Source organism: Stenotrophomonas sp. WED208, from assembly GCF_040984485.1.
GTDB lineage: Bacteria > Pseudomonadota > Gammaproteobacteria > Xanthomonadales > Xanthomonadaceae > Stenotrophomonas > Stenotrophomonas riyadhensis.
In genome coordinates this window covers 2,200,366-2,213,880 of sequence record NZ_JAZARB010000001.1, presented here as the reverse complement: position 1 = coordinate 2,213,880, position 13,515 = coordinate 2,200,366, and the positions used below count along the sequence as shown (strand labels likewise).

The window sequence follows — 13,515 nt, the reverse complement described above, 5'->3', positions numbered from 1 at the left end:
GCCCCTGCATGATGCAGTCTTACGTAGATCTGTACTGGAACAGTGACGATGGCCTGCGCCTGCACGCGCGTGACCATGCAGCGGACGCCGGGCAGGCGCCCCGCGGCACCGTGGTCTGCATTCCCGGCCTGACCCGCAATGGTGCCGATTTCGATGCACTGGCCGAGACACTCACCGCCGAGGGCTGGCGCGTGATCGCGGTCGATCTGCGCGGTCGCGCCGGTTCGGAGCGCGCACATGACCCCACCAGCTACAACCCGCGCACCTATGCGGACGACATGGTCGCGCTGCTGCGCTCGCAGAACATCGACAAGGCCGTGTTCGTCGGCACCTCGCTGGGCGTGCTGGTGACCATTACCCTCGCCTCGCGTGCGCCTGAGCGGATTGCCGGAGCGGTGCTCAACGATGCTGGCCCGAAGGTGCCACGCGAGGCGCTGGCACGGATCGGCAAGTACGCCGGCAAGCCGGTGCCACCGATGGATCTGGAGCAGGCCACGGCCTATGTGGCGTCGATCGGCAAGGCCGCGTTCCCGCGTTTCAGCAGCGATGACTGGCGAGCAATGGCGGTGCGTACCTTCCGCCCACGCAGCGATGGACTGCTGGAGCTGGACTACGACCCGGCGGTGATCCGAACGACGCGCCCTTGGCTGCTGTGGTTGCTGCGGCCGGTGCTGTGGCGTGCGGTACGCGGGCTGACCGCACGGGTGCCGGTACTGGTGGTGCGCGGTGCGCTGTCCGACATCCTGCCGGCCGATGTCGCGCGGCAGATGGCGGCCACCTCGGACAGCGCACGCCTGGTGGAAGTGCCGGACGTCGGCCATGCGCCGATGCTGTCCGAGCCGGAGGCGCGCGAGGCGATCCTGACCTTGCTGGAGCGTGTGGCGTGAGCATGGAGGACACCGGCATCGCCCTGCCTCCTGCTCTGCGGGCGTTGCAGCAATGGGCGGCCAGCGAGCGGGTGAGTGGCGTGAGCCGCGTGGACCAGGCGCGCATCGATGCCTTTGCCGACGCCACCGGCGACCACAACTGGATCCACGTCGATCCCGGCCGCGCGCAGGCGCAGCTGCCGGGCGGGCAGACCATCGCGCATGGTTTCCTGCTGCTCTCGCTCACCGTGCAGGACGATGTGGCCGCCCTCGCTGGCTTCCCCGGCATCGACCACGTGCTCAACTACGGCTTGAACAAGGTCCGCTTCCTGGCACCGGTGCCAAGCGGGTCCGGGGTGCGGGTACGCTCGCAGCTGGTGTCACTGGACGCGCGCCAGCCCGGCCAGTGGCTGCTGACCCAGCGCAAGGCCGTCGAACGGGTTGCCGATGGCGCGCTGGCACTGGTCGCTGAGCAGCTGTCACTGATCGTGGTCGCCCCCTAGCACCACCCTGCCCGGTTCTCTCCCTACACTGGAGCGATGTTGACGCCCTCCATCGTCCTCTTCGCCTGCATTGCATGGACCGCACTGCTGTTTGGCGTCGCGCTGTGGGGCGAACGCCGGGGGCATCGGCTGTCGAAGGCATGGCCGCTCATCTATGCGCTGTCGCTGGCGGTGCACTGCACCGCGTGGACCTACTACGGCGCGGCCTCGCAGGGCCTGCAATGGGGCTTCCCGATTCCACCCACCCTGGCCGGCATGGCGTTGATCTTTGCCTTCGGCCTGCCGTTCCTGCTCCGCCTGGGGCGGCTGGCCAAGCAGCACAACAGTGCCACCATCGCCGATCTGGTCGTCGCACGACTGCGTGCCGATCGCGGCCTCGGCTTCACCATCACGCTGGTGGCACTGTTCGGCATCATTCCCTACATCGCCCTGCAGTTGAAGGCTGTCAGCCAGGGCCTGGGCGCCCTGCTGGGCGATCGTTTCGCGCCTGCTGCCGCGCAGCTGGACATGTCGTTCTGGTTCGCGTTGACGATGGCCGCGTTCACCCTGCTGTTCGGTGCACGCAAGGCATCGGCCACCGAGCCCAATCGTGGCATCGTGGTCGCGCTGGGGCTGGAGTCGGTATTGAAGCTGGTGGCGCTGCTCGCCATTGGCCTCTATGCGGCGCTGTCGGTGCGCCAGGCGGGCACGCCGCTGCTGGAAAAGATGGCACAGCTGCCGCCGCCGGCCATCATGCCGGACTATCTCACCATGGTCGCGCTGGGCGCGATTTCCGCGTTTACCCTGCCGCACCAGTTCCATGTCGGTGTGGTCGAGCTGCGCCAGACCTCGGACCTGAGGACGGCACGCTGGATGTTCCCGGTCTACCTGCTGCTCATCGGGCTGCCGTCGGTGCCGATGGCGCTGGCCGGTGCCGCGCAGCTGCCCGCATCGGTGTCACCTGACCTGTACGTGCTGGCGCTGCCGCAGGCCGGTGGCCACCACCTGCTGGCGCTGCTGGCCTACCTGGGCAGCCTGAGCGCGGCCACCGGCATGATGATCCTGTCCGGGCTGACCCTGTCGATCATGCTCGGCAACCATGGCTTCGGCTCACGGTTGCTGGACGGCATTGCCGGCGGTGCCGCGGCAGCCGATCTGCGTCCACGCGTGCTGGCCTTCCGCCGTGCCGGCATCCTCGCCGTGTTCCTGATGGCGTGGCTGTACAGCCGGGCGATGAGTGACACCGAGGCACTCAGCGATTTCGGCCTGATGTCCTTCACCGCCCTCTCGCAGCTGGCGCCGGCGGTCCTGCTGGCGGTGTATCGCCCGCGCACGCCCTCCCCGGCCATCATCGCCGGCATCGTGCTGGGGTCGCTGGCCTGGTTGTGGCTGGTACTGCTGCCGATGGTGGTCCCTGCCACGCCCCCGGCCGCGGGCGCCGATGAACTGCACTGGCTGGCCGTCGTTTCGCTGCGCGTGCAGCCGGGGCACATCGCCCTCAGCATGGGCGCAAGCCTGGCGATCAACCTGTTGGCGGTTGTCCTGGTATCGCGGGCAGTGCGCCCATCGCAGCCCCGGCGGCGCGACGCGGTGGCTGCAGCTTCGTTGCGCAGGACCGCCGGACGCTTCCTCGGCCAGGAGCGTGCGCGCCAGCTGATGGAGGGGCCCGCCGGACAGATGCTGGATGACGACCGGGTCACTGCGGTCGAACGCGAGCTGACCGCCGTGGTCGGTGCGGGCATGGCACGCCTGCTGGTGGAGGCCGCTCGCGATGGCGGCACTGCGCCACTGGATGCGGTGACCCGTGCAGTTGGCGAAGCGACCCAGGTGCTGCGCTTCAACCAGCGCCTGCTGGAGGCGGCGCTGGAGAACATGAGCCAGGGCATCAGCGTGGTTGACGCACAGCTGCAACTGGTGGCGTGGAACAGCCAGTACGCGGCATTGTTCAAGTTCCCGCCCGAGCTGCTGCAGGTCGGGCAGCCGGTGGTCAACCTGACGGCGTGGGCACTGGCCGAACTGAAGATCGGCGACGGCCCCGGTGACTCCCGCGACAAGGCCTTGCTGCGTCGCGTTGCACACATGCGGCGTGGCACACCACACCTGTCCGAGCGGATCTTTCCTGACGACACCATCGTCGAGATCCGTGGCAACCCGATGCCGGGCGGTGGCTACGTGGCCACCTTCACCGACGTCACTGCGTTCCGCCGCGCCGAGGAAGCGCTCAAGCGCAGCAATGAAACCCTGGAGCGCCGCGTACAGGACCGCACCGCACGGCTGGAGCAGGCGGTGCACGCCGCCGAGCGTGCCAATGTGGCGAAAACGCGGTTCCTGACGGCGGTCGGCCACGACCTGATCCAGCCGCTGCATGCGGCACAGCTGTTGACCGATGCGATGTCGCAGCACATCGAATCGGAGTTCCTCGACAGCTTCCTGCGCCAGATCCGTGGTGCGCTGGACTCCACCGACGACCTGCTGTCCGGGTTGCTGGATATCTCCCGGCTTGAGGCGGGCGGGCTGGTCGCCGATCCGCGTCCGTTCGCGCTTTCGACCGTGCTCGATCCGCTCGCGCAGGAGTTCGCGGTGCTGGCGGCGGCGCGCGGGCTGCAGTTCCGCTACCTGCGGACCCGTGCCTGGGTCCACAGCGATCCGCTGCTGCTGCGCCGGGTGCTGCAGAACTTCCTCGCCAACGCCCTTCGCTACACCCGCCATGGCGGCGTCCTGCTGGGCGTGCGCCGCCAGGGGCACGCCCTGTCCATCGGCGTGCACGATACCGGCCCCGGCATCAGCGCCGAGCAGCAGGCGGCGGTGTTCGAGGAATTCCACCGCGTCGATCGCAGCAACGGCCAGGGCCTGGGGCTTGGCCTGACCATCGCACACCGCATCGCCGACCTGCTGCATGCCCCGTTGCGGCTGCACAGCACGGTGGACCGCGGCTCGGTGTTCTCCATCGCCGTGGCGCGGATCGCAGCACCAGCGGCACCGCGGATCGAACCGCCTGCCAGCGGCAGCAGCACGCTCAAGGGTATCCGCGTGCTGGTGGTCGACAACGATGCGGATGCGCTGGCGGCAATGCAGCAGTTGCTGCTGTCGTGGGGCTGCGACGTCATCGCGGTGCGTGATGCGGATGGCATCGGTTCGTCGGCGCGCGATGCGGCGCTGTGGCTGTTCGACTACCACCTCGATGACGGCGACACGGGTGTGTCACTGTTCACGCGGCTGGTTGCGGCGCACGGGGCACGGCCTACGGTGATCCTCAGTGCGGATACCGGCGGCGAGACCCGCGATGCCGTACGTGGCGCCGGTCTCTCGCTGTTGAACAAACCCTTCAAGCCACTGGCGCTGCGCTGGGCGATCAACCATCTGCTGACGGCCCGTTCCACAAACACGGCCTGACGAGTCAGGGGCTGCGCGACTCTTCGATCTGGCGGGAAGGGTCGGCCAGGCCCATTTCATGCAGCACCCGGATCGCCTGCGCACGATTGCGGACCCCGAGCCGTTCCATGATGCGGGTCATGTGCGCCTTTACCGTTCGCAGCTGCACCCCGAGCCGATCGGCAATCTGCTTGTTGAGCAGTCCCTCGGCCACCAGGCTCAGCACCCGGTACTGATGCGCGGACAGGCTGGCCAGCCGCGCAGCCAGATCAGCATCCTTGCTGAAGGGCACCACGCGTGCCACGGGCTCGCGCAGCAACGCCGGGATCCAGCGCTCACCATCCAGTACGGACTGCAGTGCCGCCTGCAGCTCGTTCAGGCCCGAACTCTTGGGCAGATAGCCAGCAGCACCCAGGTCGATGGCGCGGCGGATCACCTGCGGCTCTTCATTGGCCGAGACGATGATGATGGCCAGCCCTGGCTGCAGTGCGCGGATGGTGGCCAACCCAGCCAGGCCATGATTGCCCGGCATATGCAGGTCGAGCAGCATCAGGTCGATCTGTTGGCGTTCAAGCACCTCAAGCACGCTGTCCAGCGCGTCGGCCTCGCTGATCTGCAGATCGGCAACCGCCTCTTCGGCCGCGCGATGCAGTGCGGCGCGGAACAAGGGGTGATCGTCGGCAATGAGCAGGGTTGGCATGTCCAGGCGAGAGTAGCAAATCGTCCGCCTTTGGGAAGGCGTACCTAGGTACGCTGGCGTCACGCGGGCGTGCCGATAGTGTGGTGGCATGAAGGGCGTCATCCGATGCGTCGCCCACGAGGACTCACCATGTCATTCTCCCCTGCTCCCGACGCCTCCACCTGCCCGCTGCTGATCAAGCAGCTGCTGCACACACCGCTGGCAGTAAGCCCGGACCAGGAAATTGTCTACGGCGACTCGGTCCGCTTCGACTACCGGACGCTGCAGGCGCGCATCGGCCAGCTGGCAGGGCTGTTGACCTCGCTCGGGGTCAAGCAGGGTGACACCGTGGCGGTGATGGACTGGGACAGCCACCGCTATCTGGAGGCCTACTTCGCCGTTCCAATGATCGGTGCGGTGCTGATGATGGTGAACATCCGCCTGGCACCCGAACAGATTGCCTACACGCTCAACCACAGCGGCGCACGGGTCGTCCTCGCCAATCGCGAATTCCTGCCGATACTGCAGGCCATCGACGAACAGCTGCCGGACCTGCGCGTACGCGTTCTGTTGGATGATGCCGGCGGTCCACTGCCAGAGGGTTTCGTGACCGAGTACGAGGCCGGCCTGCGCGCAGCCTCTGCGGTCACCGATTTCCCGGACTTCGACGAGAACACCCGGGCCACGGTGTTCTACACCACCGGCACCACCGGCCTGCCCAAGGGGGTTTACTTCAGCCATCGGCAACTGGTCCTGCACTCACTGACGGGCATGGCGGCGCTGGGCAGTGCGGCCAACCAGGGACGCCTGCATCGCGGTGATGTCTACATGCCGATCACCCCCATGTTCCATGTGCACGCCTGGGGCCTGCCCTACGTCGCTACGCTGCTGGGCATCAAGCAGGTCTACCCCGGGCGCTACGTGCCTGCCCAGCTGCTGGCGCTGATCGCCCGCGAGAAGGTGACGTTCTCGCACTGCGTGCCGACCATCCTGCACATGCTGCTGGAACACCCGCTTGCGGCCGACACCGATCTCGGCAACTGGAAGGTGATCATCGGCGGTGCGGCCCTGCCGCGTGCACTGGCGCAGCGGGCTCTGGCTCGCGGCATCGACATCTTCGGTGGCTATGGCATGTCCGAGACCTGTCCGCTGCTCACGCTTGCCCAGATCGATGCGGACGCCGTGACGGATGCGGATGAGGTGCTTTCGCTGCGTACCAAGGCCGGCATTCCGGTGCCGCTGGTGCAGCTGCGCATCGTCGATCCGGACATGAACGACGTTCCCCACGATGGCATCGCCACCGGCGAGGTGGTGGTGCGCGCGCCCTGGCTCACCCAGGGCTACCTGCACGACCCGGATGCATCTGCAGCGCTGTGGGCAGGAGGCTATCTGCATACCGGGGACATCGGCAACATCGATGAAGGCGGCTACCTGAGGGTGACCGACCGCATCAAGGATGTAATCAAGACAGGAGGCGAGTGGATTTCCTCGCTCGCTCTGGAGGACATCATCGCCCTGCACCCGGCGGTCAGCGAAGTCGCAGTGATCGGCATCACCGACACGAAATGGGGCGAGCGGCCGCTGCCGCTGGTGGTCAGGATGCCCGGCACTGAAGTAAGCGAGGCGGAGATCATCGAGCTGATCGCAGCCCGCAGCCGCGCCGGGGATATCTCACGCTATGCGATTCCGGAGCAGGTCAGTTTCGTGGATTCGATCGAACGGACCAGCGTGGGCAAGATCAACAAGAAAAAGCTGCGTGGGCTGCATGATCCGGCGGCTGGCTTGGGCCGCGCGTGACGCTCGCCTGTTCGCCGACGTCACTGTTCGTCCGGCAAGGCGCGGAGTGGCGCCCCGGGTCGATGATCTCCTGGGGCGCCACTGTTCTGCAGCAGACTCGGATCGTGCCCTGACCAGGACAGGTCACGCTCAGTCGATGCAGGGCCCCTTCGCAGCAATCTCTGTGTTGGCCCCCTTCGCACTGATGCCGGCGGGGCCCTGGCATGCGTCAAAGCTGTACTTGATCAGCTTCCACGCCCCGCTCGACCACCGGTATGTCCACGACTCGGAGGCACCGCTCGGCAAGGTATTGGAGATCGAGATGACCTCGCCCTCCACTCCGCGTGCAGGCAATGGGACCGGCGGCCCCGCCGCGCCCGCGGGCTTGAGGTTGCCTGCAGGCTGATAGGTGTGCGAGATGGTCAGTTCGCCCGTCTGCAATGCGGGCGCATAGGCGGGTGAGTTCCGCTTGATCCAATCGACAATGTAGCCGGCTTCCAGCGAATCCGAAGCATACCTGGCCTTCGCAACCACAGTGGCGGACGTCGTGCCCGCAATCGGTCCCGCACTGACACTTGCGGCGGAGACTCCGCCCAACGCGATCACCAATGGCAACGCCACGCCCAACAGCGAGAACTTCATACCCTGCTCCTTGTGTGTATGCAGCTTTCCCAATGGGCCGTCGATGGCCCGGGGGCAGTGTAGGCATTGCGGGCAGGCCTGGCATCGGCGCAGTCATGCCCATTGCTCATATCCATCAGGCTCCGCGCATGATCCAGCGCGCCGATGGCCAGGGTGCTGATTGCATCACCTGCATCCGCACTGCCTGCATCAATGGCTGCCGGTCCGGCGCTACCACGCGGGAAGCGCCTTGACACCGAATCTGAAAAGCAGGTCACGCTTGCGGTCTGGATCGAGTTCGCTGTGATCCACGGTGCTCAGCGGCCAACGTTCGTACGTGCTGCACAGGCCGGCAGGTTCGGTCTGTGCGGACACATCCCTGGCCCAGTCGACGTCCCTCGGGTCGACACCCCGCTCAAGCCACCGCTCCACATCCCGGACAGTGCCATGGCGCAGCGCCGAATCGATGGCCAGCAGGCCGATCGCACGCCGCCCGTCCCCACGGGTCGCCTTGTTCCAGGCGGCCTCTGCGACGCCCTGCAGGAACCGGTATCGCTCTTCGGATACCGGCGGCAGGCCCTCATGGCCATGCCCCTCGATCACGTCGGTCCGCACCAGGCAGAGCAGCTGGGCCGGTGCCAGCGTCGGGTCGTTGGCGTCCAGTGCCGCCTGCAGAGCGGGGAGATCACCCTGCGCGATGGCCGGTTGCAGGCGCGCACGGTGTGCGCTCATCGCTTCCAGCTTCGCGTTCATGGCGGCCAGCTCCTGGCGCGACATCGCCGAGGGATCGAACCACGCCGAATCGCAGCCCGCGAAGAAGCTGACCGCGCTGACACCTGCGGCAAGCAACAGCACCAGCCCAAGGCCGATCCGTCTTACACCCACCCACCATGCAACCGCCGTAACCAGCGTGGCACCCAGCACTGCTGCCAATGCCGCGCACAGCAACAGGATCGGCAGCAGCATCATCACCCCCATCCCGGCGTACATGCCGCTCGGCCTGGCCAGCGGTACAAGTGCGCCGATCAGGTACATCAGCAGCGCCACGCCGAGCAATGCAGCGACTGTCAGCATCCAGCGACGGAAGGCTCCGAGCTGCAACGGCGGCCTGGCGGGATTGGGGGACGGGCTAGCCATGCGATCCTCTCCTTCGGAATTCATCCCTGTACGGCGCCCTGCGCGCACTCACAAGGTCAACAGCCACGCTTCCAGGGCCTGCGTATCGCGCATGTCGCCCTCGTAGCGATGATCCGGCACATGCGGTTCATTCGAACCCCGCACTCGCCCCCTGAAGACCTTCATCGGCACCGAGATCCTGGCCAGCCCGCTCGGCAGCCGTTCCGGTCGCACGTCCATGTAAAGACTGTCGGCCGAAGTCTCGACGCCGACCTGCACCGCGCCGAGCCGTTTCCACAGGTCCAGCGCATCCAGGCAGGCCGAGCCACAGGCAGCATCCGCCACGACCACGACCCTGCCCTTGCGCACAGGTGCGACCGGGCCTGCGGTGGGTGCTGCACCTGCGTTGGCCGCGTGTGGCTCGCGCCACAATGCCTCGCCCCTGCCCCTTGCCTGGGCCATTCCCGCCGTCACGGATTCCAGCATGCGACGCAGCGCCGGTGATGCGTCGGGCGCCTGTTCCAGCTTCTGCAGGAAGCCGCGAAGCTGGGCGATGTTGGCCTGGGAAGTCCGCCACTCCACCCAACTGTGGTCGGGCAGCGCGTCCACCGCGGCACGGCCCCAGATCAATCGCGCCAGTTCGATGCTCCATTGCGACGCACCGCCACTGTTGCCTCGCACGTCCAGCACAACCCATGGTGCCTGCTGCAGCGCTTCGGCTTTCGGAGCAAGCTGCTCAAGCAGCGCGGTCAGTTCCCTGAAGTTCTGCTCGGTCGGGTCGGCATTGAAGCTGCTGGTGGTGATCCAGTAACCGCCATCGGGCATCGCGTGCCAGCCGTTGGCCGGACGGACGCTGCGCCGGGTGTCAGCGAGCCGCTCCTTGCGCTGTGCAGCCTCCAGCGGTTGCCAGCGCAGTGCATAGGATTTCTCGCGACCATCCACCTGGAAAATGCAGGTGTGCAGTACTGGCACGTAAGGATTGCCCTGCTCCAGCAACACCTCGCCACCGCCATGGAGGCGGCTGGCCTGCAGGTTCCAGCGCCCGCTGAAGTCTCCGATCCGGCGCGCAGCCAGCGTCTGTGCATCGATGCCATCACACGACAGCAATCGCGCCCCCAGTGGCGGGTGAGCGGGGCCGCCGTCCACGGTCATGACCACCTGCGTGTCGCCATCGAAGCCGGTCAGGAAGCCGGGCCAGCGCGTCGGCAGCCCGGGGGCAGCGGCAAGCGTGTTGAGACTGACGTGGCCATCGTTGAAGGAGGCCGCATAGCCCTTCATGGCCCACCAGTAACCCGCGAAGCTCTCCGCCTTTCCAGTGCGGGAGCGTGCCAGTGCCAGGGCAGAGTCCAGCTGGGCGCCGAATCCGGGGTTCTGCCGATCAACGGCCCCTGGATGGCTGCCGCGCATCGCCGCATCGGCAGCCTCCAGATCCTTCTGCAGCGTACTCGGCCAGTCGATCGGCGCGTCCTGCGTGGCAGGTGCAGCCAGCACTGCACCCAGCAGCAGCCATGCAATGGCCATGGATTCATCCCTCTACCGGATCGACCTGCAGTCTCGCAGCTTTCCGCGCTGGCGTACCGTGCCCGCCGCAACGGGCACGGCACCACATCAATGCAGCGGCACCTTCAATACCGACGGCGCGTTGGTCGGCGAACTGAAGGTCACCGCCCCACCCAGCTGGCTGATGCCTGCATAGCGCAGGTCCACGGTATCAACCACCAAGGTCAGGCGGCTGCCGGCCGGTAGGTTCCAGCTGCTCGCTTCCAGCCGCAGGTCGAGCGTCTTCGGCTGGCCCGGCGTGGCACTGCGCAGCGTGTACGGCTTGTGGCTGATCAGCTGGCCGTTGCCCAGCACATCCTCGGCGTACAGGTAGGCATACAGCGTGGTATTGGCACGGCTGGGCGTGACCGTCAGGCGCACTTCCGGCGTACCGTCCAGCCGTTTGGCGCTCCACTGGATCGGCCCCTGCCAGACGCCGGCAGCACTGCGGCCAACAAACGGCACGTAGGCACCCGGCGGCAGATTGATCATCTGCAGCGCGCCGGAGGCCATCGCCACGCCGGAATTGGCTGCGGTCAGCAGCCCGCTGCCGATGCGGTAGTTCCAGCCAGTATTGCTGCCATTCTCGACCAGGCCACCGGTCGGCAGCAGCAGGCCAGAGGGTGCGGTCAGTCCGTAGCTGATGGCGCTCTTGCTGGTCGCCTGCCAATCCGGATAGCGGCTCCAGCTGCCCTTCTGTGACTTCAGCTGCACCGCCGGCTGGCGGTCGATGCCGTTGGCCACCGCCTTCAGATAATGATCGAACCAGTCGCCCACCTGGTCATAGACTTCATTGGGGATGCCCAGTGCACCGAACGCTTCGTTGAGCGCGTGGTCGCCGTGGCGCAGCTGCAGCTGCTTCGGGCCCTTCAGCCGGTTGAAGAAGTCAACCAGCTGGCCCGGCGGGAACAGGCTGTCGTTGAAGGCGTTGGCCAGGAACACCGCCGGCTGGTTGGCGTTGATCTCGTCGATGCTGGCCGCAGGACTGCGTTGCGCCGCCACTGGCAGCAGCGACTCCACGGCGCCCTGGTAGTTGCCGACCAGCACATTGCGGTTGATCGTGGCCAGCTCCGAGCCGGCGCGTCCGGTCACCAGTCCGGCCGCCACCAGCAGGGCGATGCCCTGTGCGCTGGGGGTGTCGTTGCTGTAGAGCGACGCCTGCAGATCAGCCCAGCCACTGAGCGCTGCCACGGCCTTGATGCGCGGATCGCGTGCCGCCGCCAGCAGGCTGGTGCCCGCACCGTAGGAGATGCCCGAAACGCCGATCCGGGCCGGGTCGGCGCGGGTGTTGTCCAGCGCCCAATCGATCAGGGCGCTGACATCTTCGACCGTGGCTGGCCCAGCGATGTCGATGCTGCCGCCGGATTCCCAGAAGCCACGCGAGCTGTAGCTGATCACCACATAGCCGCGCCGCGCCAGCGACTGCGCCACCCCCACGTATTCCACGCTGGGCACCGCCCAGCTGCTGGGCATCACCAGCAGCGGATAGCGCCCGCTGCCCGCGTCCTGCGGTTCGATGACGAAGGCCCCGAGAGGCGTTCCATCCCAGCTGGGAATGGTGCGGTGGGTGGTCTTGACCGTGGCGGCCCAGGCCGTCGGCGCCAGGCCGGTCAGCAGGATCAACAGCAGCAATACCTTGCGCATCGTCGTCTCTCCCCGTCGGTGGTGGTGCAACGGGTTGGACCGTACCAGTGCGAATGGTGGGTGGCACCTTGCGACGCAGCATGACGTTTGCTGCACGTTCGCAGCGGTTGTTGGCTGAACAGGGGGCGGAGGCCGCCCCCTGCCCCATCATCGCGTCACAGGTCCACGCCGAAGCCCATGCCTGCAGACTTCTCGCCATTGCTGAAGGCGCCACCCAGTGAGAAGGAGGCGCGTTCGCCGATGCGCTTGCCGTAGCCGATCGACAGCGCCTGCTCGCCCCCCTGGAAGCCGGCACCCACGGCAATACGACCACGCGGGCTCTGTGAGCCGGCAGCGTTGATGGCCATGTTCAACATCGCCGAACTCATCGCCCCCATGCGATCGATGCGCTGGTCCTGGTGGCGCAGGCGGCGCTCCATTTCCTGTTTCAACCCGTTGTTGTCCAGCGCGAACTGCGCCAGGCGCTGGTCGGTGTAGGCATTGGCCGTCGTCACCGCCTGCGCGGACTTGGTATCGGTATAGGAGTTGGCCGAAGAGAGCGTGGTTGCGCTGCTGGCATCGGTGTAGGCCTTCGAGGTCGTCACTGCCGCGGCGCTGCTCGCGTCGGTGTAGGCGTTGACGGAGTTGATGGTCGCGGTGGCCCGCGCATCGGCATAGCTGTTGGCCGAGGACAGCGTGTTGGCATTGGCGGTGTTCATCTGATTGAGGTTCACCGCATCGGTGCCCTGCGTGGCGGCGGCCACGTTGGTCAACTGGCGTTCGTTGCCGGCGCTGCCCACGGATACCGAATTGGCCCGGTCGGCGACGGAGCCATTGCCCAGTGCGACGCTGTCGTTCGCAGAAGCGATGGCACCATTGCCCACGGCGCTGCTGTTGTTGCCACTGGCTTCGGACAGGCTGCCCAGCGCGGTGCTGTTTTCGCCCGTGGCGTTGCTGCCAGCACCGGAGGCGGTGGAGAACGAGCCCGTCGCGGAGCTGCCGGAGCCGCTGGCACTGCTGAAGTCACCACTGGCAGTGGCGCTGTCGCCGATCGCCGCGCTGTTGGCGCCGGATGCCGAGGCGCCCACGCCCACGGCGGCGCTCTGGTCGCCAGAGGCGCTGCTGGCTGCACCGATCGCCGTGCTGCCGGTGCCGCTGGCACTGGCGCCGGTGCCGACGGCCGCCGACAGATCGCCGCTGGCATCGGCGCCATTGCCACAGGCCAGCGAGGCGGCACCACCGGCGCTGGCGCCGCCGTTGGACACGCCGCCGAAGCCATCGTCCAGCTGGCAGGTATCACCGGCCCACGCCGGTGCGGTTGCCATGGCCAGTGCCACGGCAAGGATGTGCTTGTGCATCGTCTTCACGGTACCCCCAAGGTCCATCAGGAAGGGTTCCCGGCAGGCGCCGGGAACGTTGGGAAACAGGCCGCCCCTGCACA

At 67.1% G+C, this 13,515-nt stretch carries 10 protein-coding genes; 4 read left to right on the top strand and 6 right to left on the bottom strand.

What is annotated here, in order from left to right; all coding sequences use genetic code 11:
• Positions 1 to 8: 8 nt before the first annotated feature.
• From VPH47_RS09840 to VPH47_RS09830, 3 genes are read left to right on the top strand one after another with little or no spacing between them, the layout of a single operon-like run.
• The gene (locus VPH47_RS09840; protein ID WP_197612041.1) at positions 9 to 887 is read left to right on the top strand and encodes an alpha/beta fold hydrolase; all 879 of its coding nucleotides are present in this window, start codon (positions 9 to 11) and stop codon (positions 885 to 887) included.
• Between the two features lie 2 nt (positions 888 to 889).
• A complete protein-coding gene (locus VPH47_RS09835) occupies positions 890 to 1,369 on the top strand; it encodes a MaoC family dehydratase (RefSeq protein WP_368851578.1) in 480 nt (159 codons plus the stop codon).
• Between the two features lie 36 nt (positions 1,370 to 1,405).
• Positions 1,406 to 4,741: a PAS-domain containing protein gene (locus tag VPH47_RS09830; RefSeq protein ID WP_368850660.1), complete on the top strand. Its 3,336-nt coding sequence runs from the start codon at positions 1,406 to 1,408 to the stop codon at positions 4,739 to 4,741.
• A 4-nt stretch (positions 4,742 to 4,745) separates the two neighbouring features.
• Here VPH47_RS09830 and VPH47_RS09825 read toward each other — a convergent pair whose 3' ends face one another.
• Entirely contained in the window at positions 4,746 to 5,420 is a 675-nt protein-coding gene (locus tag VPH47_RS09825) for a response regulator transcription factor (protein WP_153855390.1), read from the bottom strand.
• Positions 5,421 to 5,549: 129 nt separating this feature from the next.
• Between VPH47_RS09825 and VPH47_RS09820 the strand changes: the two genes are divergently transcribed.
• Positions 5,550 to 7,196, top strand: coding sequence for a fatty acid--CoA ligase (locus VPH47_RS09820; RefSeq protein ID WP_368850659.1), 1,647 nt, complete (start codon positions 5,550 to 5,552; stop codon positions 7,194 to 7,196).
• Positions 7,197 to 7,325: 129 nt separating this feature from the next.
• Here VPH47_RS09820 and VPH47_RS09815 read toward each other — a convergent pair whose 3' ends face one another.
• The 5 genes from VPH47_RS09815 to VPH47_RS09795 all read right to left on the bottom strand — a co-directional run bounded on the left by VPH47_RS09815 (position 7,326) and on the right by VPH47_RS09795 (position 13,432).
• Positions 7,326 to 7,817, bottom strand: a complete 492-nt coding sequence (locus VPH47_RS09815) for a hypothetical protein (protein WP_164160365.1) — start codon at positions 7,815 to 7,817, stop codon at positions 7,326 to 7,328.
• A 210-nt stretch (positions 7,818 to 8,027) separates the two neighbouring features.
• Positions 8,028 to 8,933, bottom strand: coding sequence for a hypothetical protein (locus VPH47_RS09810; protein ID WP_368850658.1), 906 nt, complete (start codon positions 8,931 to 8,933; stop codon positions 8,028 to 8,030).
• A 48-nt stretch (positions 8,934 to 8,981) separates the two neighbouring features.
• A complete protein-coding gene (locus VPH47_RS09805; protein WP_368850657.1) occupies positions 8,982 to 10,433 on the bottom strand; it encodes a hypothetical protein in 1,452 nt (483 codons plus the stop codon).
• Between the two features lie 87 nt (positions 10,434 to 10,520).
• Positions 10,521 to 12,095 (bottom strand): CocE/NonD family hydrolase, encoded by a 1,575-nt coding sequence (locus tag VPH47_RS09800; RefSeq protein ID WP_368850656.1) that lies wholly within the window; start codon positions 12,093 to 12,095, stop codon positions 10,521 to 10,523.
• 155 nt (positions 12,096 to 12,250) lie between these two features.
• The gene (locus tag VPH47_RS09795; RefSeq protein WP_258012005.1) at positions 12,251 to 13,432 is read right to left on the bottom strand and encodes a YadA-like family protein; all 1,182 of its coding nucleotides are present in this window, start codon (positions 13,430 to 13,432) and stop codon (positions 12,251 to 12,253) included.
• Between the last annotated feature and the right edge of the window lie 83 nt (positions 13,433 to 13,515).

Coding starts and splice junctions, on each gene's coding strand:
- VPH47_RS09805 (WP_368850657.1), bottom strand. CDS start 10,433: ATGGCCATTGCATGGCTGCTGCTGGGTGCAGTGCTGGCTGCACCTGCC.
- VPH47_RS09820 (WP_368850659.1), top strand. CDS start 5,550: ATGTCATTCTCCCCTGCTCCCGACGCCTCCACCTGCCCGCTGCTGATC.
- VPH47_RS09840 (WP_197612041.1), top strand. CDS start 9: ATGATGCAGTCTTACGTAGATCTGTACTGGAACAGTGACGATGGCCTG.
- VPH47_RS09825 (WP_153855390.1), bottom strand. CDS start 5,420: ATGCCAACCCTGCTCATTGCCGACGATCACCCCTTGTTCCGCGCCGCA.
- VPH47_RS09815 (WP_164160365.1), bottom strand. CDS start 7,817: ATGAAGTTCTCGCTGTTGGGCGTGGCGTTGCCATTGGTGATCGCGTTG.
- VPH47_RS09795 (WP_258012005.1), bottom strand. CDS start 13,432: ATGCACAAGCACATCCTTGCCGTGGCACTGGCCATGGCAACCGCACCG.
- VPH47_RS09810 (WP_368850658.1), bottom strand. CDS start 8,933: ATGGCTAGCCCGTCCCCCAATCCCGCCAGGCCGCCGTTGCAGCTCGGA.
- VPH47_RS09800 (WP_368850656.1), bottom strand. CDS start 12,095: ATGCGCAAGGTATTGCTGCTGTTGATCCTGCTGACCGGCCTGGCGCCG.
- VPH47_RS09830 (WP_368850660.1), top strand. CDS start 1,406: ATGTTGACGCCCTCCATCGTCCTCTTCGCCTGCATTGCATGGACCGCA.
- VPH47_RS09835 (WP_368851578.1), top strand. CDS start 890: ATGGAGGACACCGGCATCGCCCTGCCTCCTGCTCTGCGGGCGTTGCAG.